Source organism: Bacillus sp. BK450 (assembly GCF_004364885.1).
Taxonomy (GTDB): Bacteria; Bacillota; Bacilli; order Bacillales; family Bacillaceae; genus Bacillus; species Bacillus safensis.
On sequence record NZ_SOBQ01000003.1, the window covers coordinates 546,953 to 573,827 of the forward strand.

The 26,875-nt window shown below is 43.0% G+C and carries 28 protein-coding genes; 23 read left to right on the forward strand and 5 right to left on the reverse strand.

Annotated features, from left to right (window positions below; genetic code table 11):
* Position 1: 1 nt before the first annotated feature.
* From nikD to EV579_RS12650, 3 genes are all read left to right on the forward strand, one after another.
* Positions 2 to 817 (forward strand): nickel import ATP-binding protein NikD, encoded by an 816-nt coding sequence (nikD, locus tag EV579_RS12640; RefSeq protein WP_208300738.1) that lies wholly within the window; start codon positions 2 to 4, stop codon positions 815 to 817.
* 13 nt (positions 818 to 830) lie between these two features.
* Entirely contained in the window at positions 831 to 1,646 is an 816-nt protein-coding gene (gene nikE, locus EV579_RS12645; RefSeq protein WP_044333927.1) for a nickel import ATP-binding protein NikE, read from the forward strand.
* Between the two features lie 136 nt (positions 1,647 to 1,782).
* Complete coding sequence (locus tag EV579_RS12650; protein WP_133744551.1) at positions 1,783 to 3,108, forward strand: MATE family efflux transporter; 1,326 nt, start codon at positions 1,783 to 1,785, stop codon at positions 3,106 to 3,108.
* 21 nt (positions 3,109 to 3,129) lie between these two features.
* Here the strand turns inward: EV579_RS12650 and yvfG are convergent, their stop codons facing one another.
* Positions 3,130 to 3,345: a protein YvfG gene (yvfG, locus tag EV579_RS12655; protein WP_024423509.1), complete on the reverse strand. Its 216-nt coding sequence runs from the start codon at positions 3,343 to 3,345 to the stop codon at positions 3,130 to 3,132.
* 70 nt (positions 3,346 to 3,415) lie between these two features.
* On the opposite strand from yvfG, the gene rpoN reads away from it, so the two are divergent.
* Both rpoN and EV579_RS12665 read left to right on the forward strand, forming a co-directional pair.
* Positions 3,416 to 4,714 (forward strand): RNA polymerase factor sigma-54, encoded by a 1,299-nt coding sequence (gene rpoN, locus EV579_RS12660; protein WP_133744552.1) that lies wholly within the window; start codon positions 3,416 to 3,418, stop codon positions 4,712 to 4,714.
* 171 nt (positions 4,715 to 4,885) lie between these two features.
* Positions 4,886 to 5,623, forward strand: coding sequence for a FadR/GntR family transcriptional regulator (locus EV579_RS12665; protein ID WP_133744553.1), 738 nt, complete (start codon positions 4,886 to 4,888; stop codon positions 5,621 to 5,623).
* Positions 5,624 to 5,653: 30 nt separating this feature from the next.
* Here the strand turns inward: EV579_RS12665 and EV579_RS12670 are convergent, their stop codons facing one another.
* Positions 5,654 to 7,090 carry a sigma-54 interaction domain-containing protein gene (locus tag EV579_RS12670; RefSeq protein ID WP_133744554.1) on the reverse strand — a complete coding sequence of 479 codons (1,437 nt, stop codon included), beginning with the start codon at positions 7,088 to 7,090 and terminating at the stop codon, positions 5,654 to 5,656.
* 209 nt (positions 7,091 to 7,299) lie between these two features.
* On the opposite strand from EV579_RS12670, the gene EV579_RS12675 reads away from it, so the two are divergent.
* The 13 genes from EV579_RS12675 to EV579_RS12735 all read left to right on the forward strand — a co-directional run bounded on the left by EV579_RS12675 (position 7,300) and on the right by EV579_RS12735 (position 20,799).
* Positions 7,300 to 8,493: an ornithine--oxo-acid transaminase gene (locus EV579_RS12675; RefSeq protein ID WP_133744555.1), complete on the forward strand. Its 1,194-nt coding sequence runs from the start codon at positions 7,300 to 7,302 to the stop codon at positions 8,491 to 8,493.
* Between the two features lie 139 nt (positions 8,494 to 8,632).
* Positions 8,633 to 10,006, forward strand: a complete 1,374-nt coding sequence (locus tag EV579_RS12680; protein ID WP_243837423.1) for an amino acid permease — start codon at positions 8,633 to 8,635, stop codon at positions 10,004 to 10,006.
* A gap of 309 nt (positions 10,007 to 10,315) precedes the next feature.
* The gene (locus tag EV579_RS12685; RefSeq protein WP_024423502.1) at positions 10,316 to 11,353 is read left to right on the forward strand and encodes a sugar-binding transcriptional regulator; all 1,038 of its coding nucleotides are present in this window, start codon (positions 10,316 to 10,318) and stop codon (positions 11,351 to 11,353) included.
* 31 nt (positions 11,354 to 11,384) lie between these two features.
* A complete protein-coding gene (gap, locus tag EV579_RS12690; protein ID WP_024423501.1) occupies positions 11,385 to 12,392 on the forward strand; it encodes a type I glyceraldehyde-3-phosphate dehydrogenase in 1,008 nt (335 codons plus the stop codon).
* A gap of 213 nt (positions 12,393 to 12,605) precedes the next feature.
* Positions 12,606 to 13,790 (forward strand): phosphoglycerate kinase, encoded by a 1,185-nt coding sequence (locus EV579_RS12695; RefSeq protein WP_024423500.1) that lies wholly within the window; start codon positions 12,606 to 12,608, stop codon positions 13,788 to 13,790.
* Positions 13,791 to 13,820: 30 nt separating this feature from the next.
* Entirely contained in the window at positions 13,821 to 14,582 is a 762-nt protein-coding gene (gene tpiA, locus EV579_RS12700; RefSeq protein ID WP_073207478.1) for a triose-phosphate isomerase, read from the forward strand.
* A complete protein-coding gene (gene gpmI / locus EV579_RS12705) occupies positions 14,575 to 16,110 on the forward strand; it encodes a 2,3-bisphosphoglycerate-independent phosphoglycerate mutase (protein WP_024423499.1) in 1,536 nt (511 codons plus the stop codon). The genes tpiA and gpmI overlap by 8 nt, the downstream gene beginning before the upstream one ends.
* A 30-nt stretch (positions 16,111 to 16,140) precedes the next feature.
* Positions 16,141 to 17,433: a phosphopyruvate hydratase gene (gene eno, locus EV579_RS12710; RefSeq protein WP_003212752.1), complete on the forward strand. Its 1,293-nt coding sequence runs from the start codon at positions 16,141 to 16,143 to the stop codon at positions 17,431 to 17,433.
* 258 nt (positions 17,434 to 17,691) lie between these two features.
* A complete protein-coding gene (locus tag EV579_RS12715; protein WP_024423498.1) occupies positions 17,692 to 17,961 on the forward strand; it encodes a hypothetical protein in 270 nt (89 codons plus the stop codon).
* Between the two features lie 58 nt (positions 17,962 to 18,019).
* Positions 18,020 to 18,787, forward strand: a complete 768-nt coding sequence (locus EV579_RS12720; RefSeq protein ID WP_025094039.1) for an ATP-binding cassette domain-containing protein — start codon at positions 18,020 to 18,022, stop codon at positions 18,785 to 18,787.
* A complete protein-coding gene (locus EV579_RS12725; RefSeq protein ID WP_133744557.1) occupies positions 18,759 to 20,156 on the forward strand; it encodes a hypothetical protein in 1,398 nt (465 codons plus the stop codon). Before EV579_RS12720 ends, EV579_RS12725 begins: the two co-directional genes overlap by 29 nt.
* Positions 20,153 to 20,521, forward strand: a complete 369-nt coding sequence (locus tag EV579_RS12730) for a hypothetical protein (protein WP_133744558.1) — start codon at positions 20,153 to 20,155, stop codon at positions 20,519 to 20,521. The genes EV579_RS12725 and EV579_RS12730 overlap by 4 nt, the downstream gene beginning before the upstream one ends.
* Positions 20,518 to 20,799 (forward strand): hypothetical protein, encoded by a 282-nt coding sequence (locus tag EV579_RS12735; RefSeq protein ID WP_024426069.1) that lies wholly within the window; start codon positions 20,518 to 20,520, stop codon positions 20,797 to 20,799. Before EV579_RS12730 ends, EV579_RS12735 begins: the two co-directional genes overlap by 4 nt.
* A 25-nt stretch (positions 20,800 to 20,824) precedes the next feature.
* Here the strand turns inward: EV579_RS12735 and EV579_RS12740 are convergent, their stop codons facing one another.
* Positions 20,825 to 21,289, reverse strand: a complete 465-nt coding sequence (locus EV579_RS12740; RefSeq protein WP_133744559.1) for a GNAT family N-acetyltransferase — start codon at positions 21,287 to 21,289, stop codon at positions 20,825 to 20,827.
* A gap of 15 nt (positions 21,290 to 21,304) precedes the next feature.
* Positions 21,305 to 21,769 (reverse strand): hypothetical protein, encoded by a 465-nt coding sequence (locus EV579_RS12745; protein WP_133744560.1) that lies wholly within the window; start codon positions 21,767 to 21,769, stop codon positions 21,305 to 21,307.
* Positions 21,770 to 21,887: 118 nt separating this feature from the next.
* Here EV579_RS12745 and EV579_RS12750 point away from each other — a divergent pair, with 118 nt between their 5' ends.
* Entirely contained in the window at positions 21,888 to 22,520 is a 633-nt protein-coding gene (locus tag EV579_RS12750) for a MarC family protein (RefSeq protein ID WP_041107823.1), read from the forward strand.
* A 55-nt stretch (positions 22,521 to 22,575) separates the two neighbouring features.
* On the opposite strand, the gene EV579_RS12755 is transcribed toward EV579_RS12750, so the two are convergent.
* The gene (locus EV579_RS12755) at positions 22,576 to 23,112 is read right to left on the reverse strand and encodes a GbsR/MarR family transcriptional regulator (protein WP_024423490.1); all 537 of its coding nucleotides are present in this window, start codon (positions 23,110 to 23,112) and stop codon (positions 22,576 to 22,578) included.
* A gap of 268 nt (positions 23,113 to 23,380) precedes the next feature.
* On the opposite strand from EV579_RS12755, the gene EV579_RS12760 reads away from it, so the two are divergent.
* The 4 genes from EV579_RS12760 to EV579_RS12775 are packed head-to-tail and all read left to right on the forward strand — an operon-like array spanning position 23,381 to position 26,838.
* Complete coding sequence (locus tag EV579_RS12760; protein WP_133744561.1) at positions 23,381 to 24,529, forward strand: betaine/proline/choline family ABC transporter ATP-binding protein; 1,149 nt, start codon at positions 23,381 to 23,383, stop codon at positions 24,527 to 24,529.
* A gap of 13 nt (positions 24,530 to 24,542) precedes the next feature.
* Positions 24,543 to 25,196, forward strand: coding sequence for an ABC transporter permease (locus EV579_RS12765; protein WP_024423488.1), 654 nt, complete (start codon positions 24,543 to 24,545; stop codon positions 25,194 to 25,196).
* A gap of 13 nt (positions 25,197 to 25,209) precedes the next feature.
* Positions 25,210 to 26,127 (forward strand): osmoprotectant ABC transporter substrate-binding protein, encoded by a 918-nt coding sequence (locus tag EV579_RS12770; RefSeq protein ID WP_024423487.1) that lies wholly within the window; start codon positions 25,210 to 25,212, stop codon positions 26,125 to 26,127.
* A gap of 21 nt (positions 26,128 to 26,148) precedes the next feature.
* Positions 26,149 to 26,838: an ABC transporter permease gene (locus tag EV579_RS12775; RefSeq protein ID WP_024423486.1), complete on the forward strand. Its 690-nt coding sequence runs from the start codon at positions 26,149 to 26,151 to the stop codon at positions 26,836 to 26,838.
* Positions 26,839 to 26,875: the final 37 nt, after the last annotated feature.

Here is a 26,875-nt window from a genome sequence, read left to right on the forward strand (position 1 = left end):
AATGATCAATGTGCAAGAGTCCATTTTACAAGTAGAGAACCTGCATGTGCAGACGAAAACACCTCAAGGGACAACCCCTCTTATTCAAGAAGTCTCGTTTGAAATAGGGCGCGGTCAAATCCTTGGATTAATTGGTGAGAGCGGCTGCGGGAAAACAGTGACAAGTATGTCGATCTTGCATATGCTTGATCGAAAAACAACGGAAGTCACTGGCAGTATCACATTACAGGGACGAGAATTGATCGGTATAAGTGAAAAGGATATGCGTTCCATTCGGGGCAAAGACATCTCGTATATTATGCAAAATCCAATGAACAGCTTTACGCCGGTATGGACAATCGGCCATCAGCTGGTTGAAACGATCCGCCGGCATACGGCTGTCAGTAAAAGGCAGGCACGATCACAGGCAATAGATGCGTTAGCGAAAATGAATCTGCCCCAGCCAGACCAGCTGTTCAATAAGTATCCTTTTGAATTAAGCGGAGGCATGCTGCAGCGTGTCATGATCGCCATGGCTGCCTGTATGCACCCGCCCCTCATCATTGCAGATGAGCCGACAACTGCATTAGATGTACACAATCAGAAACGGGTCCTTCAGCATCTGAACCAAATTCGTCATGACTATGGAACGGCCATTTTACTGATTACCCACGATCTTGGTGTCATTGCTGAAATGGCAGATCAAGTTGTCGTCATGAAACAAGGAGAAATTGTTGAAAAGGCAGGAGTTCTTGAACTTTTTGAACAACCAAAGCATGATTATACAAAAAAACTATTAGCAGCTCGTCCATCCATCCCAGCTGTTTGCCCGATTTGAGGTGAGAAGGCCCTTGTATTTATTAGAAGTGAAAGCAGTCAGTCATGCATACACGAACCGGTCGTTTCTAATGAGAAAAAAAGGCGCAGCCCCTGTCCTGAAAAGCGTCGATTTGAATATTGAAGAAGGCACATGCCTTGGGCTGCTGGGACAAAGCGGCGCAGGGAAAAGTACACTTGGCCGCATCATACTTGGTTTAGAGAAACCAAAAGCTGGGCAGGTGCTTTTTGAAGGTCAGGATGTCTATCATGCAGATCAGCAAACACGTAAGCATTTTCGCCGGCATGTGCAAGCGGTGTTTCAGGATTCCTATTCCGCGGTAAATCCAAGATGGACAGTCGAACAAATTTTATCTGAACCGCTTGAAAACTATGAAACCATGAGCCGAAAGGAACGTAAAAATGTATTAATTCACTGGCTGGAAAGAGTCGGGCTCGGTGAAAAGGATTTGTGTAAATATCCGCACCAATTCAGCGGCGGCCAGCTCCAAAGGATCAACATCGCTAGAGCCTTATTGCTCCAGCCAAAGCTCATTGTACTGGATGAATCTGTCAGCAGCTTAGACATGGTGACGCAGGCTGTCATTTTAGATTTATTAGTAGAATTAAAGAAGGAGCTGGGTGTGGCTTACTTATTTATTACACATGATATAACAGCAGCCTATCACTTATGTGATCAATTGGCGATTCTTGATCAAGGAGAGCTTGCTGCCCAATTTCAATCAAAGGATGACTTCTTTTCATCAGAAGAGGAAGCTGTGCGGAAAATGAGAGATGCAATGCTCGCAGACCATCCTTTGTCACGAACGATTGGCAGACCGGTTCGGTAATTCTTCATTTTATCAATGCCTCAGCGTGCAGCCAAAGCGTCGCATTCGGTAAAAAGCAAAGAGCGAAAGCCCCTTTGCAGGCAATCTGCGCCTCTTTTAGGAAAGAGGCTATTTTTCATGAAAGGCAGGTGGCATCGTGAACCATCGAGCGTATTTAGCTTTAGCCATTCCTTTAACAATTTCAACGATGACCACTCCATTACTGGGAGCTGTTGATACAGCGGTTGTCGGTCAGCTCGCAAATCCCGCTTATATTGGAGGCGTTGCGGTCGGCAGTCTCATTTTCAGTACATTATATTGGCTGTTTGGTTTTTTGCGGGTAAGTACATCTGCTTTTGCCGCCCAGGCAAACGGTGCGCAGAATGAGGAGCAGGGCGTTCTTGCTTTTCTAAGACCTTTTTTCGTCGCCATCATCGTCGGACTTTGTTTTATTGCCCTGCAATGGCCGATTATTCAATCTGCTTTTCTAGTGATCTCTCCTGATGCTGATGTCCGTCAATTTGCCGCAGACTATTTTCATATTCGCATTTGGGGAGCGCCATTTACTTTAATGAATTATGTTATATTGGGGTGGCTGATGGGGATGGCTAAAATGAAAGAAGCTCTTTCATTACAAATCTTGATCAATGTTATGAATATGGCGCTCGCATTTCTGCTTGTTCATGTGTTTTCGTTTGCGGTCAAAGGAGTTGCGGCGGCGACATTGATATCTGAACTAACCGCTTTTGTGTTGGGGGCATGGATTATTCTGAAGCATTCGTCAAACGGATTCCAGACGCCTTCCATCAAGAAAATCATGGATACTCAGGCAGTGAAGAAAATGTTTCATGTGAATAAAGATTTGTTTATCAGGACGATCTGTCTGCTAGTGGTCATCAACATGTTTACGGCAAAAGGTGCTTCTTTTGGTACAGAGCTGCTGGCAGCCAATGCCATCTTATTTCAAATTCACTACATCATGGCTTATTTGTTCGATGGTTTTGCCAATGCGTCCAGCATCCTTGTTGGCAGGTCAGTTGGTGCAAATGACCGCACCCTCTATGAAAGAACCTTAACCCTTTCGAGGCAGTGGGCACTTGTGATGGCATGTGTCATTGCGGCGGTTTATTTTTTATTAAAAGAGCCGATATTGAGCTTGTTTACAAATCTCCCTCAGCTGCTAGATGTGACATTACGCTATGCAGACTGGCTTGTTCTTTATCCATTTGCGGCTTGCTTCGGTTTGGTCATTTACGGCGTATTTACAGGTGCGACAGAAATTGCCCCTGTTAGAAATTCGATGCTGTTTGCGATGATTTTGTTTATCGTCGTTCAAACCGTGGTCACGCCCATTTGGCACAATCATGGCCTATGGTTTGCCTTTATTATCTATACTGTAGGGCGGTCTGGCTTTTTAATGATGTATAAATCGAGGCTGGATCAGAAGCTTTTTGCATATGATAAACACCCTTTGTCATCTTGACAAAAGGGTGTTCTTTTTCGTTCATTCGCTTTCTTTTTTCACCTTTTGATAGGCTTCATCAAGATGCTGAATTCGCTTCAATACAACCGCATTTTTGGTCAGCTGGTCTTGAACAAGCGTTGACACCACTGAGCGGTAATAGGCATTCATCGCATGAACTTTGTCTTCATTTTGGTTCATGGCGATGTGCTGTTTCAAGTTGTCGACAAAGTATGGAACGGAAAAAAGTTCAGACATAGAAATCACTCCTATTTCGTATATACGGTCCGTCAATCTTCATGTAAAATGATGAGAGGGAGGGGAGACAATGAGCCTTAAACTGCAACAAGAACAGGTATTAAAGCAGGTGCTCACACAAGAACTTAGGCAGGCCATTACGCTGCTGCAGCTGAATTGCGCAGAGCTCGGCGAGTATCTTGACCAGTTAGCGCTTGAGAACCCTCTGATTGAGCGGAAAGACACGGACAGCTATCAACCAGTTTATCATAAAAAATCACAAGATCGAATGACAGAGCCGTATCGAACGCATCAAAAAGAAAGCCTGCAAATGTTTTTAAAAAGACAGGCGATTGATTTGAATTTAAGTGAAAAGAATCAAAGAATCTTTCACTTTATGATTGACTCCATTGATTCCAATGGCTATCTAAATGAACCGATTGACGCAATGGCAGCTGTCTTAGAGGTGCCAGCTGAAGAAGTAGAAGCTGTCCTTCATCAGCTGCAATCGCTGGAGCCTGCCGGGATTGGCGCAAAATCATTGCAGGAATGCATCCTCCTTCAGCTGAGAAGGAAAAAGAAGCGCTGGTATGAAGCCGAGCTGATCATCGAAGAGTATTTCTTTCTTTTTGCGAGAAAGGCTTGGAAGGAAATTGCGGCCAAAACAGGTGTTTCAATGAAAACACTCCAGGCGGTACAAGATGAAGTGTCTCAGCTTGAACCAAGACCAGGCCTTCATTTCTCATATGATGAAGAGCATGTGTATATAGAGCCTGATGTGACAATTACTGTGGTGCAGGATCACATCACATTTGAGCTGAATCAGCGCGCTTTTCCAGACGTAGAAATGAATGAAGGCTACTTCGCCATGATTCAAGACCAAAAGCGGCATGAAGCATATGCGTATTTAAAGGAAAAAGAGCAGCAGTACAATTGGCTTGTCCAAGCGCTGAAGCAAAGAAAGCAAACGATGACTCATGTCGTTCGTGAGATTATCTCACATCAGACCGATTTTTTTCTAACGGGGAAACATAAAATGAAACCGCTTACGATGAAGCGGATTGCAGATATACTGCAAGTCCATGAGTCAACAGTCAGCCGGACTGTAAAAGGGAAAATGGTGCAAACCCCTTATGGTCTTATGGAAATGAAACAATTTTTCCAAGCGAAATTAGAAGGGCATTCGCTAGAAGAGGCGTCCAGCTACACAGTCAAAACGCACATTGCAGAGCTCATCCAAACGGAAAATAAGAAAAAACCGTATTCAGATCAGCAAATTATGACACTGCTTCAGCAAACCTTTGGCATCCGCGCGTCGCGCAGAACCATTGCAAAATATCGTGAACAAATGAATCTTCCGTCCTCTACGCTGCGGAAGCGATACGATTAAAAAGAAGTACTTGCCAGAACATGGCACGTGCTTCTTTTTTGTTGAAAGCAAGGCAGCTCGAAGATTTCTTGAAAATTAAAGAGGGGAGACGTGTGATCGGAAATTTTGGGGTAAAGTATAAGATAGGGCATGAGCCGATAGGGATAGACAACAGTGATGAGGTGAGACCAATTGAAATATAAACAAATCAAAACGAAAAAAATATATGAAGAAATTGCGGATGCATTAATTGAATCCATTCGTACAGGTGAGCTTCTTCCAGGGGAAAAATTAGATTCGGTTCAAGCGCTTTCAGAAAGCTTTCAAGTCAGCCGTTCCGCTGTAAGAGAGGCACTGTCTGCTCTCAAAGCGATCGGATTAATAGAGATGAAGCAAGGGGAAGGCACATATGTGAAGCAGTTTGATCCTGAGCAGCTCACATTTAGTCTGTCTCCTGCATTTTTGATGAAGCAGCATGATGTCACACAGCTCCTTGAATTAAGAACCATAATTGAGACGGGTGCTGTCAAAAAGGCAGCGCTCTTGCGAACGGACGATGACCTTCATCAGCTGCGTGAGGCACTTGAACAAATGAAACTCGCAGAAGCACATAAAGAAACTGGTGAAGAGGCAGACCTCGCATTCCATCTCGCTTTAGCCAAAGCCTCAAAGAATGATTTATTAAAAGCGTTAATGAATCAGGTCTCCACCTTGCTGGTAGAAACGATGCGGGAGACGAGAAAAGTCGTCTTATTTTCAAGGAAAGGCTCCATTCGGCAGCTTTACAAAGAACATGAACACATTTACAAAGCCGTCATGGCAAGACAGCCAGAAGAAGCAGAAAGAGCGATGCTCACGCATTTAAAAAATGTAGAAAAACTGCTGAGTGATGTGAGTCAAGAACCGGCAGGACAGTCAGAACCACAGTAAGCTGTGCCGAATGAGGGCACAGCTCTATTATTAACGAGAAATATGCAGTTTTTTCATGCGATATTGCAGACTTTGCCTGCTCATGCCCAATAACTTTGCAGTCTGTGAAATATTATCGTCCATTTTTTCTAAGTAATGGACGATGTATTGTTTTTCGAATCGTTCCATTTGGGTTTGAAAATCAGTCGTATGTTCTGGGCTTGTATAAATAAACGTGTCAGCTGCGGTATGCTGCAAAGGGTTCGTCTGTAATTGCGCTGCAGGACGGCCTTCCCTATGTTTAAATCTAAAATGATATGGAAGGTGATGCATGCATAAGTAATCCTCATCCATCATCATATTCATCCCCGCTTCAATCACATGCTCCAGTTCTCGTACATTACCCGGCCAATCATACGCTTGAAAAAGGGCTAGTACCTCTTCGTCAGCCGCCTTCACCTTCATTTGAAACAGCTCATTATATTTTTGAATAAAATGACTGACAAACGTAGGAATGTCTTCTTTTCGTTCAGAAAGCGGCGGAATAAATAGGGTGACAATACCCAGCCGGTAAAATAAATCCTTGCGCATGCGTCCGCCTGCGATTGCATCTACAGGATCCTCATTCATATTGGCAATGACTCTTACATCAACAGCGATTTCTTTTGTGCTGCCAAGCCTTCTCACACGTTTCTCCTGTAATACACGCAGCAGTTTTGCTTGAAGACCAGGATTTAATGAGTTGATCTCATCAAGCAGCAGTGTACCTCCCTGCGCCTGTTCAAATAAGCCGGGCTGATCAGTTGCGCCTGTAAAAGCCCCTTTTTGTGTACCAAAAAGCAGACTTTCAATGAGATTATCAGGCAGTGCCGCGCAATTTTGGGTAATAAATGGTCCAGATGACCGGCTGCTGCCGTTATGAATACTTTGTGCAAATAGTTCTTTTCCTGTCCCTGTTTCTCCAACAATGAGCACATAGGAAGAGGTGCGTGTCGCTCGTTTTGCATGCTCAATCACCTCTAAAAACGCAGGGCTTTGTCCAATAATGGAATCAAAGGTAAAGCGCGTGCTTCCTTTTTTCTTCATATTGTGATGAATCAGCCGTTCCAGCTTCGTCACATCATTCGAAATTTCAACCGCTCCTTGGATGAGGCCGTCTCGAACGAGCGGGTATGTATGATTAATCGTTGTGATTTCTTTTCCATTGTAATTATGATACGTCTGCTTTGCATGAACGGTTTGTTTCCCGGTACGCAGCGCTTGGACAAGCGTACTGTGCATTTCGTCTTGGAAGACGAAGAGATCTAATACATTTTTATGGAGAACATCAGAGCGTTTCAAAGACTCAATCTCCATCATTTTTTTATTATAAACAACAGTATTGCCATTATCGTCAATTGCATGAACCCCGACATCTATTAAATCAAGCATTTGTTTATACAGATCAATCTCATTTTCCAGCTTTGCAGTATACTGATCTTCTTTCATTGAAGCACCTCCAGACGTTACCTCTATTTTACATGAAAAATTTTGCGTTTTCCTCTAAAAAATTTAGCAGGTGCAAAGATATTTTGCACAAAGAACCAGATCAATCACTGCCACAATGCGGGCAGAAAGTTGGCACGATCCTTGCATATCATATGTGTGAAGATGAACCTAATGAAAAAGAGGCTAGCTTATAGAAGGAGGAATAGACGATGACACAGACAAATGAATTGATTCAACAAACCGAACAATACGGTGCGGCAAATTATCATCCGCTGCCAATTGTGATTTCAGAGGCTGAAGGAGTTTGGGTGACAGACCCTGAAGGCAATCGATATATGGATATGCTGAGTGCGTATTCCGCAGTGAACCAAGGCCATCGCCATCCCCGCATTATTGAGGCGCTCAAAAAACAGGCAGACCGTGTGACACTGACTTCAAGAGCTTTTCACAATGATCAGCTTGGCCCTTGGTATGAGAAAATTTGTCAAATGACGAATAAAGAGATGGCACTCCCGATGAATACTGGCGCTGAGGCTGTAGAAACAGCTGTAAAAGCAGCAAGACGCTGGGGCTATGACGTCAAGGGAATCGAAGACAATCGCGCAGAAATCATTGCGTGCGTCGGTAACTTCCATGGCAGAACGATGACGGCTGTTTCCCTTTCTTCTGAAGCAGAATATCAAAGAGGTTTCGGTCCAATGCTTCCAGGCATTAAACTGATTCCTTACGGAGATATTGAAGCGTTACGTGAAGCCATTACACCACAAACAGCGGCTTTTCTGATCGAACCTATTCAAGGAGAAGCGGGAATTGTCATGCCGCCAGAAGGCTTCTTGAAGGAAGCGAAAGCGCTTTGTGAAAAGGAACATGTGCTGTTCATTGCGGATGAAATTCAGGTCGGATTAGCGCGAACAGGCAAGATGTTTGCATGCGACTGGGAAGACATTGAGCCAGATATGCTGATTCTTGGGAAAGCTTTAGGCGGCGGTGTATTCCCAATCTCGTGTGTGGTCGCAAACCGCGATATATTAGGTGTGTTTAACCCTGGATCTCACGGCTCTACCTTCGGCGGAAATCCTCTTGCGTGTGCGGTGTCGCTGGCTGCACTGGATGTCTTAATCGACGAAAACCTTGCAGCGCGTTCTATGGAGCTTGGCGAATACTTAAAAGACAAACTCACGCGCATTCAAAGTCCTGTCATCAAGGAAGTGCGCGGCCGCGGATTATTTATCGGCATGGAGCTGACAGAGGCAGCGAGACCTTATTGTGAGAAGCTGAAACAAGCAGGGCTGTTATGTAAGGAAACCCATGAGACCGTCATCCGCTTTGCACCGCCTCTCACGATATCTAAAGAAGATTTAGACTGGGCGATTGGTCATATTGAAGCATTATTTCAAGCATAAATGTCAAAGGGGGAGAAACCTTCACTTTCTCCCTTTCTCTTTCAACGAACAGCGAATTTTGTCAAAGGATGATGAATAGAAGAGTGAAAGTGGGGAAACGGATTTGAACCAAGAACAGCATAATGAACTAGAACGTTCCATGAAAAGCAGGCATCTCTTTATGATTGCCTTAGGCGGCGTCATTGGTACTGGTCTTTTCCTTGGGTCAGGACTCATTATCCATCAGGCTGGACCCGGGGGAGCCATTCTATCCTTTATCATTGGCGGATTGTTAATGTATTTGGTGATGCTCTGTCTTGGAGAATTAGCGGTGGCGATGCCTACAGCGGGTTCCTTTCAGGAGTATGCAACCAAATATATAGGTCCGTCCACAGGCTTTATGATCGGCTGGCTTTATTGGTTTAGCTGGGCATGTACAATAGGACTGGAGTTTACGTCAGCAGGCATTTTGCTCCAAAGGTGGTTCCCAGATATCCCTGTTTGGCTTTGGTGTCTTGCATTTAGCGTGATTTTATTTGCCGTGAATGCCATCTCAGCTCGCAGCTTTGCTGAAACCGAGTTTTGGTTTTCAGCCATTAAGGTCGCTGCCATCCTATTATTTATTATCATTGGAATTGGCGCAATTTTCGGAATGATTCATCTGAAAGATGGAGAACCAGCCCCTCTATTTCGTCATTTGACGGATCATGGCGGACTATTTCCTAACGGCGTTTTTGCTATTTTATTAACCATGGTCACGGTCAATTTCTCCTTTCAAGGAACAGAACTTGTAGGGATTGCAGCAGGAGAGAGTGAAAGCCCTGAAAAAACATTGCCTCGTTCTATACGAAATATTATTTGGAGAACGATGGTCTTTTTCGTTTTATCCATTGCGGTTCTGGCCGCGCTTCTTCCGTGGCAGACAGCAGGCACTGTCGACAGCCCGTTTGTCGTCGTGCTGGACAAGGTCGGTATACCATATGCGGCAGATATCATGAATTTTATCATTATCACAGCCGTCTTATCTGTAGCAAACTCTGGATTATATGCATCATCACGTATGCTTTGGGCGCTGTCGAAAGACGGGAAAGGACCTGACTTTACGAAAAAGCTGTCCAAGCGTAAAATTCCGATCAATGCACTATTGGTGACAATGGGCGTATCTGCACTATCTCTGCTGACAAGTGTTGTGGCACCAAAAACGGTGTATGTGTGGCTCATTTCTATTTCTGGTATGGTTCTTGTTGTGGTATGGATGTCTATTTGCTTGTCTCAGTATTTCTTTAGAAAACAATTCATAAAGGCGGGCGGAGATGTAAAGGATCTCGTCTTCCGAACACCGCTTTATCCATTTGTTCCACTAGCAGGCTTTATCGCATTTGGCATTGTCCTCATCAGCTTATTTTTTATCGAGGATCAGCGGATCGGCCTTTATTGCGGAATCCCGTTCATGGCTGCCTGCTACATTATTTATTATCTCAAAATCAAACCGAAGGAAGAGGCAAAACAGTTTGGAAGCATCACAAAAACATAAGCAGGTCCTGAAAAAAATGTGCATGCTCATATCACCAGCATGCACATTTTCCATCGTGAATACATTCTATATAAAAGAAAATAAATATTTTGAAAAGAAATATCATCGCAAGAACCTTGATGACAAGCAGGCTATCGGTGAAAATGTGTCTATTTTTTGTCTAAATGTGTTTGTAAGAGTTGAAAATGCAAGATTATCCTGTTAAAATAATTAAAGAAAGCAGGGATTGATTTTTTTTGGCTGTGGCGGGACGTTTTTTGTCACAGTGGGACGTTTTTAGTCCAACGTGAAAAGGAAGGGTCGTTAGCCATGAATCGTTTATTGGAAGCTCAAAAAAAATTATTGCCAGATCTTCTCATTGTTATGCAAAAACGCTACGACATTTTGCAGTACATCAGATTAGCTGAACCGATTGGCCGCAGAAGTCTTGCGACAAGTCTTGGTCTCAGTGAGCGCATCTTACGTGCTGAAGTTCAGTTTTTAAAAGAACAAAATCTGCTGGATGTGAAAACGAGCGGTATGATGCTAACGAGTGAGGGTCACGCTTTGCTTGAAATGCTTGAAGGAATGATGAAGGACGTTTTAGGTTTAACCTTTTTGGAAAATACATTAAAGAGAAAGTTAGGCCTGGAAGAAGTCATGATCGTTTCTGGAGACAGTGACGAATCCCCGTGGGTGAAGCAAGAAATGGGAAGAGCTGCTGTCCAATGCATGAAAAAAAGGTTTACTGGAAATAATATCGTCGCCGTCACTGGCGGAACGACGATGGAAGCCGTTGCCGAAATGATGACCCCTGATGCCAAAAACCGCGATACGATGTTTGTCCCTGCGAGAGGCGGTCTTGGGGAGAATGTAAAAAATCAGGCAAACACCATTTGTGCCCACATGGCTGAAAAAGCTTCCGGTACTTACAAACTGCTGTTTGTTCCAGGGCAGCTGTCAGAAGGTGCTTACTCTTCCATTATTGAAGAGCCGTCCGTCAAAGAAGTGCTTCAAACGATTAAATCGTCCACGATGCTCATTCATGGTATTGGTGAAGCAAAGACAATGGCGATGAGACGAAATACACCAGCTGAAGATTTAAAAAAGATTGATGAGCATGACGCAGTGACAGAGGCCTTTGGCTATTACTTTAATCGTGATGGTGAGGTCGTACACAAAGTGCACTCCGTCGGCATGCAGCTAGATGATCTAGAAAGCATTCCACACATCATTGCTGTTGCAGGTGGATCATCAAAGGCGGGGGCGATTGAAGCTTATTTCAAAAAACCGCGCCGAACGGTTCTCGTCACAGACGAAGGAGCCGCAAAAGAGTTATTAAGGGAGTCAATTGATCCCTCAATATAAAACATTGTGACCTATAAAAGGAGGAAACATCATGGCAGTAAAAGTCGGTATTAACGGATTTGGACGTATTGGACGTAACGTATTTCGTGCAGCATTAAATAATCCTGAAGTTGAGGTAGTAGCGGTTAACGATCTAACAGATGCTAACATGCTTGCACACCTTTTACAATATGACTCTGTTCACGGAAAACTAGATGCAGAGGTTTCTGTAGACGGTACAAACTTAGTAGTGAACGGTAAAACAATCGAAGTATCAGCTGAGCGTGACCCTGCGAAATTAAGCTGGGGTAAACAAGGCGTAGAAATCGTTGTTGAATCTACTGGATTCTTCACAAAACGTGCAGACGCTGCGAAACACTTAGAAGCTGGCGCTAAAAAAGTCATCATCTCTGCTCCTGCTAACGAAGAAGATATCACAATCGTTATGGGTGTAAACGAAGACAAATACGATGCAGCTAGCCACGATGTCATCTCTAATGCATCTTGTACGACAAACTGCTTAGCTCCATTTGCAAAAGTACTTAACGATAAATTTGGTATCAAACGCGGTATGATGACAACTGTTCACTCATACACAAATGACCAGCAAATTCTTGATCTTCCGCACAAAGACTACCGTCGTGCTCGTGCAGCTGCGGAAAACATCATCCCAACTTCTACAGGTGCTGCGAAAGCTGTTTCACTTGTATTGCCTGAACTTAAAGGTAAATTAAACGGTGGCGCTATGCGTGTTCCAACACCTAACGTTTCTTTAGTTGACCTTGTTGCTGAATTAAACCAAGATGTAACAGCTGAAGACGTAAATGCAGCACTTAAAGAAGCAGCTGAAGGAGAACTTAAAGGAATCCTTGGCTACAGCGAAGAGCCATTAGTATCTGGTGACTACAATGGTAATCCAAACTCTTCAACAATCGATGCTCTTTCTACAATGGTAATGGAAGGCAGCATGGTGAAAGTAATCTCTTGGTACGATAACGAGAGCGGATATTCTCACCGCGTTGTTGACCTTGCAGCTTACATTGCAAAACAAGGTCTTTAATTTCTCACACTGAAGGAACTCACTTGGTTCTTTCCTAGAGACACGATATAATGAAGACGGACAAGGGAAGGGGAAGCATCCCTTTCCCTTTTTCTCTGTTTTTATCCGTTCTGCACGATTTCTCGTTTTGATGAGGGCAAAATGGGAAAAGGATAAAGAGAGTCTTGTCCAATGCGTAAGGAAACCAGAATAAAGGAGGATCTCCTGACGAGCATGAATAAGAAATCAGTAAAAGACATTGACGTAAAAGGTAAAGTTGTGTTCTGCCGCGTAGATTTTAACGTTCCGATGAAGGACGGAGAAGTGACGGATGATACTCGTATCCGCGCAGCATTACCAACAATTGAGTATTTAACAGGACAAGGCGCAAAGGTACTGCTAGCTAGTCATTTGGGTCGTCCGAAGGGTCAAGTTACTGAAGAACTGCGTCTGACACCTGTGGCAAAACGTCTGCAAGAGCTTCTTGGAAAAGAAGTGAAAAAGGCAGATGAAGCTTACGGCGACAACGTGAAAAAGCAAATCTCTGACTTAAAAGATGGAGATGTGCTAGTGCTTGAAAACGTTCGTTTCTATCCTGGTGAAGAAAAGAACGATCCTGAATTATCAAAAGCATTTGCTGATTTAGCCGATGTGTATGTCAATGATGCGTTCGGTGCTGCACACCGTGCACATGCATCGACAGCTGGTATTGCAGCTTATCTTCCGGCTGTTTCAGGCTTCCTCATGCAAAAAGAGCTTGAGGTTCTAGGGAAAGCCATTTCAAATCCTGATCGCCCATTTACAGCGATTATCGGCGGCGCAAAGGTAAAGGATAAAATCGGTGTAATTGAAAGTCTTCTTGATAAAGTGGACAACCTCATCATCGGCGGCGGACTTGCTTACACATTTGTGAAAGCACTTGGCCACGAGGTAGGGAAATCTCTATTAGAAGAAGACAAAGTCGATTTAGCGAAATCCTTTATGGACCGTGCAAAAGAAAAAGGCGTGAACTTCCTGATTCCAACAGATGTTCTGGTAGCCGACGACTTTTCAAATGATGCGAATACAAGCATTGTGCCAATCTCTGAAATTCCAAGTGATCTAGAAGCACTTGATATTGGAACAGAGACAAGAGAAAAGTATGCTGACGTTATTAAAAACAGCAAACTTGTTGTCTGGAACGGACCAATGGGTGTATTTGAAATCGATGCATTCGCTAAAGGAACAAAAGCTATCGCAGAAGCACTGGCAGAAGCAAAAGATACATATTCTGTCATTGGTGGTGGAGATTCAGCAGCAGCTGTTGAGAAATTTGGTCTTGCCGATCAGATGAGCCATATTTCTACAGGCGGCGGCGCTTCACTTGAATTTATGGAAGGCAAAGAACTTCCTGGTGTTACTGCATTAAACGATAAATAAGACCAAAACTGCTATAAGGAAGTGTCAATCATGAGAAAACCAATTATAGCTGGGAACTGGAAAATGAACAAAACACTTGGCGAAGCAGTCAGCTTCGTTGAAGAAGTCAAGTCATCTATTCCATCTCCTGACAAAGTGGAATCCATTGTCTGTGCGCCAGCTCTTTTCCTTGAAAAGCTAAACAGCCTATCAAATGGAACAGACCTTAAAATTGGTGCACAAAACATGCACTTTGAAGAAAATGGTGCATTCACTGGTGAAATCAGCCCTGCTGCTCTAAAAGATTTAGGCATCGGCTATTCAGTGATTGGGCATTCAGAGCGCCGTGAATTGTTTGCTGAAACAGATGAAACAGTGAACAAAAAAGCACATGCTGCATTCAAGCATGGCATCGTTCCAATCATTTGTGTAGGTGAAACGCTTGAAGAGCGTGAAGCTGGCAAAACAAATGAACTTGTCGCTGATCAAGTGAAGAAAGCACTAGCTGGTTTAACGAAGCAGCAAGTTGCTGAATCTGTGATTGCATATGAGCCAATCTGGGCTATCGGTACAGGAAAATCTTCTACAGCGAAAGATGCAAACGACGTTTGCGCACACATCCGCCAAACCGTTGCAAGCGAATTTGGTCAAGAAGCGGCAGACAGCCTTCGCATTCAATATGGCGGAAGCGTGAAGCCGGCAAATATTAAAGAATATATGGCAGAATCCGATATTGACGGTGCTTTGGTAGGCGGCGCAAGCTTAGAACCTCAGTCTTTCGTTCAATTATTGGAGGAAGGTCAATATGAGTAAGAAACCAGCTGCATTAATCATCTTAGACGGGTTCGGTTTAAGAGGCGAAACAGTCGGTAACGCTGTCGCACAAGCAAAAAAGCCGAACTTTGACCGCTACTGGAACGAATTTCCGCATCAAACCTTAACGGCTTCAGGTGAGGCAGTAGGTCTACCGGAAGGTCAAATGGGGAACTCTGAAGTTGGGCATTTGAACATCGGTGCAGGACGCATTGTGTATCAAAGCTTAACAAGGGTGAATGTTGCCATTCGTGAAGGGGAATTTGAGAAAAACGAAACGTTCCTAGATGCAATGACGTATGCAAAAGAGAATGACAAGGCGCTTCATTTATTTGGACTCTTGTCAGACGGTGGTGTGCACAGTCACATCCAGCATCTTTTTGCCCTGCTGAAGCTGGCGAAAAAAGAAGGCTTAACAAAGGTATACATTCATGGTTTCTTGGACGGACGTGATGTTGGTCAGAAGACAGCCAAAGTGTACTTAAAACAGCTGGAAGAACAAATCAAAGAAATCGGTGTCGGTGAAGTGGCAACACTTTCAGGACGCTATTACTCAATGGACCGTGACAAACGCTGGGATCGTGTGGAGAAAGCGTACCGCGCGATGGCATATGGTGAAGGGCCAAGTTATCAAAACATCTATGATGTCGTTGATGACTCCTATGAAAATGGAATCTACGATGAATTCGTTATTCCATCTGTCATTACGAGAGAAAATGGTGAGCCGGTTGCCAAAGTAAACGACGGCGACTCTGTGATTTTCTATAACTTCCGTCCAGACCGTGCCATCCAAATCTCGAACACTTTCACAAATGCAGATTTCCGCTCGTTTGACCGCGGAGAAGCTCATCCGAAGAATTTACACTTCGTCTGCTTCACACACTTCAGTGAAACGGTTGATGGCTATGTTGCCTTCAAACCAGTGAATTTGGATAACACAGTAGGAGAAGTGCTTTCTCAAAACGGATTGAAACAGCTGCGGATTGCTGAAACAGAGAAATATCCTCATGTCACGTTCTTTATGAGCGGTGGACGTGAAGAAGAATTTCCTGGTGAAGACCGCATCTTAATCAATTCACCAGATGTAGCAACCTATGACCTCAAGCCGGAAATGAGTGCTTATGAGGTAAAGGATGCACTTGTTGCAGACATCAATGCTGACAAGCATGATGCGATCATTCTGAACTTTGCTAACCCGGATATGGTTGGTCATTCAGGTATGCTCGAGCCAACAATCAAAGCCATTGAAGCAGTAGATGAGTGCTTAGGAGCTGTAGTCGACGCAATCCTGGCAAAAGGCGGACATGCCATCATTACGGCAGACCACGGTAACGCAGACGTGCTGATTACCGAAGAAGGAAAGCCGCATACTGCACATACAACGAATCCTGTACCAGTCATCGTGACGAAAAAAGGTGCGACGCTTAGAGAAGGCGGCATTTTAGCTGATCTATCTCCAACGCTTTTAGACTTACTTGGTCTTGAAAAACCAAAAGAGATGACAGGAACATCATTAATTCAGAAATAAAAAAATTGATTCAAAAGGAGAGAAATAACGATGCCATACATTGTTGACGTATATGCACGCGAAGTATTAGACTCTCGCGGTAACCCAACAGTTGAAGTAGAAGTTTACACAGAATCTGGCGGCTTTGGCCGTGCGCTTGTTCCAAGTGGTGCTTCTACTGGTGAATATGAAGCAGTAGAACTACGTGACGGAGACAAAGACCGTTACCTTGGAAAAGGTGTTCTGACAGCTGTAAACAACGTAAACGAAATCATTGCACCAGAGCTTTTAGGCTTTGATGTAACAGAACAAGTAGCGATTGACAAAATGTTAATCGAACTTGACGGAACAGAAAACAAAGGGAAATTAGGCGCAAACGCAATCCTTGGCGTATCTATCGCTGTAGCACGTGCGGCTGCTGATTTCTTACAAATTCCACTTTATCAATACCTTGGTGGATTCAACTCCAAAACGCTTCCAGTACCAATGATGAACATCGTCAACGGCGGAGAGCATGCGGATAACAACGTAGACATTCAAGAATTCATGATTATGCCTGTAGGTGCTCCAAACTTCCGTGAAGCACTTCGCATGGGCGCTCAAATCTTCCATAGCCTGAAATCTGTATTAAGCGCAAAAGGCTTAAACACAGCTGTAGGTGATGAAGGTGGATTCGCTCCAAACCTTGGTTCTAACGAAGAAGCACTTCAAACAATCGTTGAAGCGATCGAAAAAGCTGGCTTCAAACCAGGTGAAGAAGTGAAGCTTGCTATGGATGCTGCATCTTCTGAGTTCTACAACAAAGAAGACGGTAAATATCATTTATCAGGCGAAGGTGTTGTGAAAACATCTGCTGAAATGGTTGACTGGTATGAAGATATGGTATCGAAATACCCAATCATCTCTATTGAAGACGGCCTTGATGAAAACGACTGGGAAGGTCACAAACTATTAACTGAGCGCCTTGGCAGCAAGGTTCAGCTAGTAGGAGACGACTTGTTCGTTACAAATACGAAGAAGCTATCTGAAGGAATCAAAAACGGCGTTGGTAACTCAATCCTGATCAAAGTAAACCAAATCGGTACATTAACTGAAACATTTGATGCAATCGAAATGGCGAAACGCGCAGGATACACAGCTGTTATCTCTCACCGTTCTGGTGAAACTGAAGACAGCACGATTGCAGACATCGCTGTTGCAACAAACGCTGGACAAATCAAAACAGGTGCTCCGTCTCGTACGGACCGTGTGGCGAAATACAACCAATTACTTCGCATCGAAGATCAATTGGCTGAAACAGCACAATATCACGGCATTGCAACATTCTATAACTTGAATAAATAATGTCAGCTATGCGCTGCGTTCCGCTCTTTCATGAGAGCGGGGCGCAGCGTTTTTTTTGTGTTAAGCGAAATCCGCTGGCTGATTCATTTGACTTATCCTATTTCTGTAAAAAATCCTTCTTCAGTTAGAGAAGAAGGCAAAATCCCCTCCATTTATAAGCACTAAATCATGAAAAATCGACTAAAAATATGATCTGAAATGAACTTATGCTTTCTGTAAGGGGGTGGTATCATTTTACATATATTAGGGGGTGATGAGATGCTGAATCCTTTTAGCCTTCGTTTTCCAGTAGGTGTATATATGTATGTTCTTCACCTATTGGCGGCATATGATGAAAGGAAGCAACGAATTCTAACTTCTAAGAATGTACAGAAAAACGCATTTTGGATTTATGTCCTTGCCGCTATATTGGGCATTATTTCACTTGGAGCATTGATTTGGGCATGCAAGACCTTTGGACGAGGCTCCAAATTTTTAGGTGAGTTCAAATTATTAGGCATGTACGTTAAAATCCAGTGCGGTTTTTAACAGGGATGAGAACAGATGCAAGGGCATCTGTTCTATCTGAAACAAACGGAGGGATATGATGCTGACATTACGATTAAAAGAAAAAACATATAGCCGCACCTTCTCTCTCCGCAATATTCAAATGAATGTCGAGAAAGGGCAGATGCTGTTGCTTTTGGGGCATAATGGTGCGGGAAAGACGACGATAATCCAATCCATGTTTGGGCTGACGCCATTTAAAGGATGCGTCACTTTACATGGTAAACAGCTGAATCTTCAATCCTCAGAACATATCTCCTTGTTGAAAAAACATGTGTCCTATATTCCTGACGAGCATTCGTTGTTCGATTATTTATCACCGAGGGAATACTTTCAATTACTTCAACTGCCAAATGAGCAAGATGTCACACGGGAAGAGACGTTCATCGATCTGTTTGAGCTGGGTTCGTATATGGATCAGCCTATCGCTCAGCTGTCTCATGGCAATCAAAAGAAAACGCAGATCATTTCACAGCTCCTCAGGCCATGTGATTATTATGTGTTTGATGAGCCAACGAACGGTCTTGATCCAGATATGATGATCATCTTAAAAAAGGTGCTCATGAAGCTGAGAGATCAAGGCGCTGGCATTCTCATTTCAACCCATCATTTGAGCTTTGGTGATACGCTTTATGACCATCTCATGATCTTAAGAAATGGGGACGTCAAGCTGGATATGTCCCGCCAAGAAACGACTCAGACATTTCCTCATCAGGCACTTGAAGAAATTTATAAAGAAGTAAATCGAGATTACTATATGCAGGTGGAGAGGTTGCTCAATGATCTGGACACGACACGTTCTTCATAAAATAGAATGGGGAATGCTGACAACGAAAGGAAAGCAGCTCGCAAAAAAGTACCCTATACAGCTTCTCGCAGCCGTGGTTTTTTTCTTGCTCATGTATGCGATATATGTCGTTATCAGTCTGCGCTTTTTCATGCAGGCGGGAGAAAGTGAACCGGCTGCTATTTATCTCCAATTGATAAAAATGACGCTTTTACTTTTAGGCGCAGGTATTGTGTTATCCCGCAATAAATTAAAGCGCCAGGAATATCAATTCTACTTTTTGAATAGTGCGATACAAAGTGTGCCATTTGTCCTTTGTGTGTATTTCTTTCCGATGCTCTTTTGTTTTCTCATGGTAGGACTGCTTTTTTTACCGATTGTCTTAGGCCTTTTGATCAGCGGTGTTACGCCATCTTTGTATTGGATAACGGCTGTATGCATGACTTGCTGTGTACTGGCGCTGCTTGCACTTGCTTCTTGGATGATGATGCGGATTGCTGTGAGCCATTTCGTATCAAAAACAAAAGAGCATTTGCTGCTGCAAACGCTCGGCTTTGCGGTGCTGAATCTATTGGTGTTTCTCCTTTTGAAAAAAGCAATGGAGATGATCCGAGTATGGCCATCAGTCTATCTCATATTTCTCGTGATCCTTCTAAGCGCTGGCTGGCTCTGGCTGAAGGGGTTAGCGGCTTCTTATGTCCATCAGATGTTTTTGCAGCTGAAAACAGAGGTAAAGTCGTTTTCTTACAAGAAAATCAGAACGCAATCTTCCTTTCTGTCGCACCTGCGGCAGGAATTGGTCTATTTCAGCCGGTCAGCTGTTTTTAAAGAACAGGGCATTTTGTTTCTATTTCTCATTTGTTTGACGGCAGGGCTGCCATTTGTTTTTACACCTGTAGAAACCGGCTGGATGTATGCCTTTATTGTGCAGTATGCATTAAAGGAAATATTGATCATGCTTCCACTGATGATTGGCAGAGAATATCATATGAATCAAAGGGCCATCTTTATGTTAAATACATCAAAGGGTGCTTATTTATTGTCGAGAATTTTATTTTATTACGCTATTAATTTGTTGATATATTTTGTGTTTATTGGGCTTGCATCTATGGTGATAGGTATTGAAAGTGAAGGTCATGGCCTCGCAAGTTTGTCCATTTTGTTGATCACTGCCATGGCGGCCTGTACAGGGTTTATCGTGAAGATCAGTGAGTTTAATAAACTGTTTGTCATCGTGATGATGATTGCTGTATTCAGCTTCATCGATATGCTTTTATTGAAGTGGCTTTCAGCAGATGTGTATCTTCTCGCTACTGCTTATCTGCTAGGTTCACTTGCATTTTATAGCTGTATATATACGGTCATGTTAAAGAGGCCTGTCTTGCGATGATAGAACTTGTGTGTAGTTTCCTAGCGGTTGTGCTGATACATGAACTCGGTCATATGCTGATGATCATGTTGTGTAACAAAATCGAAAAAAGGCCGCTCTTTGATTTTGTGATCACGATTGATTGGAAGCATGTGGCGGTCGTCCATGAGAAATTTGTCCGGCCGAGCTTCAATATGATGGTGGCACTTGCAGGCCCGCTCTTTCCGGTGCTTTGTTCGCTTGTGCTTTTTATGATATGGAAGCATCCTGTAAGTCATCAGCTGCTGTTTTTTTCTTTACTGAATTCGGTGATGCTGCATCCAGCTTGCCCTGACGGAAAAAATATCACAGCCAGTTTAAAAGAGATGAAGGAGAGAAAGAGATGATCAAAGTATTTCATTCGTTTTCCAGCGGTATAACACTTGCGATGCTGTATGTATTTGCTGTGTTTATGACCCCTGTTTTTTTACTGCTGCTAGAGGTCAATCATGTTGAATCAAGCCCAACATTGTTTGGCATGCCATTTTATATCATGAAAATTGAAGAGTATCAATTCAGCTCAGAGGCGACGCTCTTTGGGTGTGTGGTCTGCTTTTTAGCTGGCGCCGTGCTTTATTTCTTCATTCAATATGTGAAGCATGTGGTAAAAAAACGCAGAACATAAAAAAGCAGACGGACGGAACAAAACATCAGTCTGCTTGCAAAGTGAGTGACAGCCGTACCATATCCATACACTGAATGCCATTTTCAAAAATCGGTTCATCATAATGCTTAAGAAAGAAATCGTGGTCAATAGATGTCATGCGGAAGCCGCATTTCTGATAAAGTGCGAGCTGCTGAATGCTCGAGTTGCCTGTGCCAATTTCAACCGTGTGAAAACCTGCGGCTTTCGCTTCAGCAATGGCATGGCGGATCAGCTGCTTCCCAATTCCTTTCCCTTGCCATGATTCCTTCACGGCGACATTGATGATTTCAACTGTCTGCTGAGACAGAGATAAAAGCACATAGACACCAATCACGTCCTGATCATGATACGCGGCATAACAAGAGCCGGATTGCACATAAGTAAGAACCTTTTCCTTTGAAGGATCAGCTAAGAGTAAAAGATCCATAGGGACGGATTGATCACCTGACAATGGCCGAATGTGTATCATATTTTTTCATCCTTTCTATTCTTTAATATATCCTTGTTTCACACCCCAATCATATTGATCCTGTACCCATTGTGAGGGCGGATTGTGAGTGACATTTGGGTCTTTTTTAACAGTTGGTTGCCTTGCAGCCTGTGCGCTCTGTTTATTCGCTTGAGCAGTGGCTTTCGCTGCTGTCAGCTCTTTTTGAAGCTGGTCAATTTTTGACTCAAGTATTTTACGCTGCTTGACTTCTTTTTGATAGGCTTTCTTTTCGTTTTTGAGCTTTTTGGTGATGGTAGACAGTTTCTTTTTTTGATCTTCGTTTTCATGCTTCATATCCGCTTGAACTGATGTTAACTTCGAAAGCTTCTCGTCGTTCGTTTTGCTTTCTTGCTGATGTTTTTCCTCAGCTGCTTTGATGGTCTGCTGCTGCCAAACCATCCAGCCGGCTGCTCCTAAAACCGCAACAGATAGAAGGATGATGGTGATCGTTTTCTTCATGTGTCATTCCCCTTTCTTTAAACCTTTATTATCATCGGTTAAATATATACAGGTTTTAACATCACAAGGGAATATTCACATCAGATTGGCAGACACTATGAAAAAAGGAGGGTGTCTGTTGATTTCCTTTATGATTCATGTTGTGGTCTCATTATTTGCTGTATCAAACCCTATTGGAAACGTGCCTCTTTTCATCACTTTAACAGAGGGATATACAGAGAAAGAACGTTCCCAGACAGCCAAAAAAGCCATTGTGGTCTCTTTCATTATTCTGGTTGCCTTTCTATTGGCAGGGAGGCTCATTTTCAAATTGTTTGGGATCGATATTCATGCACTCCGTATCGCCGGAGGTATTTTTATTTTTGGTATCGCTTACAATTTGCTGAATGCAAAGGAGTCACATGTCCAAAATCCTCATTCTGAGGAAAAGGCAGAAAGCAAAGAAAAGGCGGATGTCTCCGTTACGCCGCTGGCGATTCCGATCATCGCTGGTCCCGGTACAATCGCTACAGTGATGAGTTTAACCCCGGGAAGTCAAGGGATGCTTCACATGTTTGCGATTTTAATCGGCATTGTCATCGTTCTGGCAATGACCTTTTATGCCTTTCATTATTCAAGTTTCATTATGCGGAAAATGGGGAAAACAGAGATGAATGTCGTGACGCGGTTAATGGGATTAATTCTTGCTGTAGTGGCAGTTGAGATGATCGGTGCAGGCTTAAAAGGGATGTTTCCAATGTTTATGCAATAAGTGTATATAAAAAAGCTGTTTTTTTCTACAATGATGTAAAATAAAACAGCTTTTTTTAAGGTTTCGGCACATGCTTAAACACTTCTTCACTTTCAAAGAATTCAATTAAGCGGCTAATCCAATCATAGTAATCAAGACTTTCCTTGATTTCTGAAAGAAGCAGATTGATTTTATTCTCTGTCTCTTCTGGCAGGTCGTCCTGTTCAAGCAGCTCCAGCAATTCCTTGCACGTTTTCTTATGTGCCTTGCGGTTTTTGCTGACAACTCGGGACCAATTGGCTGCAAACAAGGAAATAAACGTTTGGTATTGATCTTGCTCAACGTCATATAGATCTTTACGTATTCCTTTTTCATAAACCTTTTCCGCAATATTCAAATCAAGCATTTCTCGAACGACTTGACTCATTCTCGTTTTGCTCATGCCTGTCGCCTCTGATAGCTCTCCAAGCGTCATTGGTTTACGGTTCATGTGAATGATACCAAGCACTCTACCCACTGTAGAAGAAAGACCAAAGGCATTCATGTTCTCGGCAGCTTTTTCAATATAATGATCCTGTGCTTTTTGAATGGCACCTAACGCTTGCTTGTCCACTCCCCGATTCATCCCTTCACGACTGACAATTTGTAACACAATATATCATATACCTGTTTGTTGATGAAAACAATAAATATTGAGTATTTGCTCGTAATTTGGAGGAAAAAGGAGAGATCTCTATCTAGCAGGCCGTTAACTGAAAATTTTAAATAAATGTTATGCAATACAAACACATCATAAACTTTTTATTTTATAAAGTTTGCACTATAATAAATAAGGTGTAAATTTTCTGAAAATATTGATCCGACTAATGGAGGTGTCTCATTTGCTGAAACTAGAGAATGTATCTAAGACGTATAAAGGCGGAAAAAAAGCTGTCAAAAATATTGATTTAGAAATAGCAAAAGGAGAATTTATTTGTTTTATTGGACCGAGTGGCTGTGGTAAGACAACAACCATGAAGATGATTAACCGACTCATCGAACCTTCCTCAGGAAAAATCTTCATCGAGGGAGAAAACATTATGAAAAAAGATCCAGTTCAATTAAGAAGAGAAATTGGCTACGTGATTCAGCAAATTGGACTGTTCCCCCATATGACCATCGCACAAAACATTTCACTTGTTCCGAAGCTGTTAAAATGGCCGGAAGAAAAACGAAAAGAACGGGCACGTGAACTGCTGAAGCTTGTAGACATGGGACCGGAATATTTAGAGCGCTACCCTCATGAACTCAGCGGAGGACAGCAGCAGCGCATCGGTGTTCTTCGCGCACTAGCAGCGGAACCCCCTCTGATCCTCATGGATGAACCGTTTGGCGCACTTGATCCAATCACACGAGATTCATTGCAGGAAGAATTTAAGAAACTGCAAAAAACGTTAAATAAAACCATCGTATTCGTCACACATGACATGGATGAAGCCATTAAACTAGCTGATCGAATTGTGATTTTAAAAGATGGAGAGATTGTCCAAGTAGGTACGCCTGACGATATTCTGCGGAACCCAGCCAACGAATTCGTAGAAGAATTCATCGGGAAAGAACGTCTGCTTCAATCGAATCCGAATATGGAACGTGTAGAACAAATGATGAACACGTCACCAGTCACCATTACAGTTGAAAAAACATTAACAGATGCCATCTACATCATGAGAGAAAAGCGGGTCGATTCCTTGCTTGTAGTAGATGAACATCATGTGCTAAAAGGCTATATCGATATTGAAACAATCGATGCGAACCGCAGAAAAGCAGCTTTCGTTGGTGATATTTTAAATACAGAGTTCTATACCGTACAAGAAGGCGCACTTCTAAGAGACACTGTCCGGAAAATCTTAATACGCGGCATTAAATATGTACCGGTTGTGGATGCAGAAGGGCACTTAAAAGGCATTGTGACACGTGCAAGTCTTGTAGATGTTGTATACGACTCCATTTGGGGAGACGATACGCCGGCGGCTGTCACTGAAATGAATTAAGGGAGGTGTACACATGGATCAAATCATCGACTTTCTAGAGAAAAATGGTGGGGAACTCCTCACAAAAATGTGGGAGCATTTATATATTTCCTTAATTGCTGTCGTACTCGGTATTCTTGTTGCCGTTCCTTTAGGTGTGGTCCTCACACGAATGAAGCGAGGCGCAGGTTTTATCATCGGTGTTGTGAATATCTTTCAAACACTCCCTAGTTTAGCGATTCTTGCCTTTTTTATTCCTATTTTGGGGGTTGGGAAAATACCTGCAATCGTTGCTCTCTTTTTCTATTCGGTTTTACCTATTTTAAGAAATACGTATGCCGGGGTCCAAGGTGTGAACAAAAACTTGCTTGAATCCGGTAAAGGAATCGGGATGACAACATGGGAACAAATTCGTCTTGTTGAACTCCCGCTTGCTGTACCGGTCATTATGGCAGGTGTCAGAACGTCAACGATATATTTGATTGGCTGGACAACACTTGCAGCCTTTATCGGTGGAGGCGGTCTAGGTGACTACATTTTGATTGGACTTCAGCTGTATCAGCCGGAATTTATTATTGCGGGTGCGATACCAGTCACAATTTTAGCAGTCATCATCGACCTATCATTAATGAAGCTGGAGAAAAAAGTAACACCAGAAGGCTTAAAAGGATTGAAGGAAGTTTCATAAGGAGTTGGCTTATGTGAAGAATCGAAAAACAACATGGATCAGTGCACTGCTTGCCGGATGCTTGCTATTGATAAGCGGCTGTTCACTTCCTGGACTAGCCGGCTCCTCAGGGGGCACGCTGCGAATTGGAGCACAAAACTTTACCGAATCAGAAATTATGGCCTATATGGTTGGCGATATGATCGAACATTACACAGATAAAAAGACGACCATTGTGAAAAACCTAGGCTCCAATACTGTGCAGCAGAAAGCAATGGAAAACGGAGATGTCGACATTTCTGCGACAAGATATTCAGGCACGGATTTAACAAGCACGCTTGGAATGGATGCGGAAAAAGACCCGGAGCGTGCGATGGACATCGTCCAAAAAGAATTTAAAAAGCGATATGATTACAAATGGTTTGATTCTTATGGATTTGATAATACGTATGCCTTTGCTGTGACGCAGAAGATGGCGAAGGAAAACAAGCTAGAAAAGGTCTCTGATTTGAAAAAGAATGCGAACAATTACCGATTTGGTGTCGATAATATTTGGCTCAAAAAGAAAGGCGACGGCTATGACGGGTTCGTGAAAACATACGGAATCAAATTTGGCAGCACGTATCCGATGCAGATTGGTTTAGTCTATGATGCTCTAAAGAATGAAAAAATGGATATTGTGCTTGCCTATTCAACAGATGGACGGATCAAAGCCTATAACCTCAAAATTTTAAAAGATGATAAACGGTTCTTCCCGCCGTATGATGCATCACCAGTAGTCCCGGAGAAAGTCTTAAAAGAAAATCCAGGGCTTGATAAGGTGATCAACAGGCTGATCGGAAAAATCGATACAGAACAAATGCAAGAGCTGAACTATCAAGTCGATGGGGAGCTTCAAGAACCAGCAACCGTTGCGAAGAATTTCCTGAAAAAACACAATTACTTTGAGTAAGATGGGGAGGTGTCACGGCTGATGGACACACTGCAGCAATTATGGACGTATTATCAGCAGAACGGGTCATATGTGTTAGAAGAATTTTATCGGCATTTTCTCATGTCGGCGTATGGGGTGTTGTTTGCGGCAATTGTCGGGATTCCAGTAGGCATCTTTGTGGCGCATTACCGCAAGCTGAGCAATTGGATCTTCGCCGTTACCAACGTCATTCAAACGATACCGGCATTAGCGATGCTTTCCGTATTGATGCTTGTATTAGGACTTGGCGCAAATACAGTCATCCTATCACTCTTTCTGTATTCGCTTCTGCCGATCATCAGAAACACGTATACAGGCATTGTCAGCATTGAACATGCTTATTTAGAATCAGGTAAAGCGATGGGCATGACGAAATGGCAAGTGCTGAGAATGGTTGAATTACCGCTTGCTTTATCAGTCATTATGGCTGGTTTAAGAACCGCACTGGTCATTGCCATCGGTATTACAGCGATTGGAACATTTGTGGGCGCGGGAGGACTTGGTGATATCATCATCAGAGGATCAAACGCCACAAACGGAACAGCTATCATTTTAGCAGGTGCGATTCCAACTGCACTCATGGCTATTATGGCTGACCTTGTCATGGGCTGGCTCGAACGCTATTTAAGCCCGACAAACAAGAAAAAGGAAAGAAAAGCGTTAGCTGAAAAAAACATCACATCTGCTTAAGCGGTTGAAAAGACACAACCTCCCTTACATCTGTAAG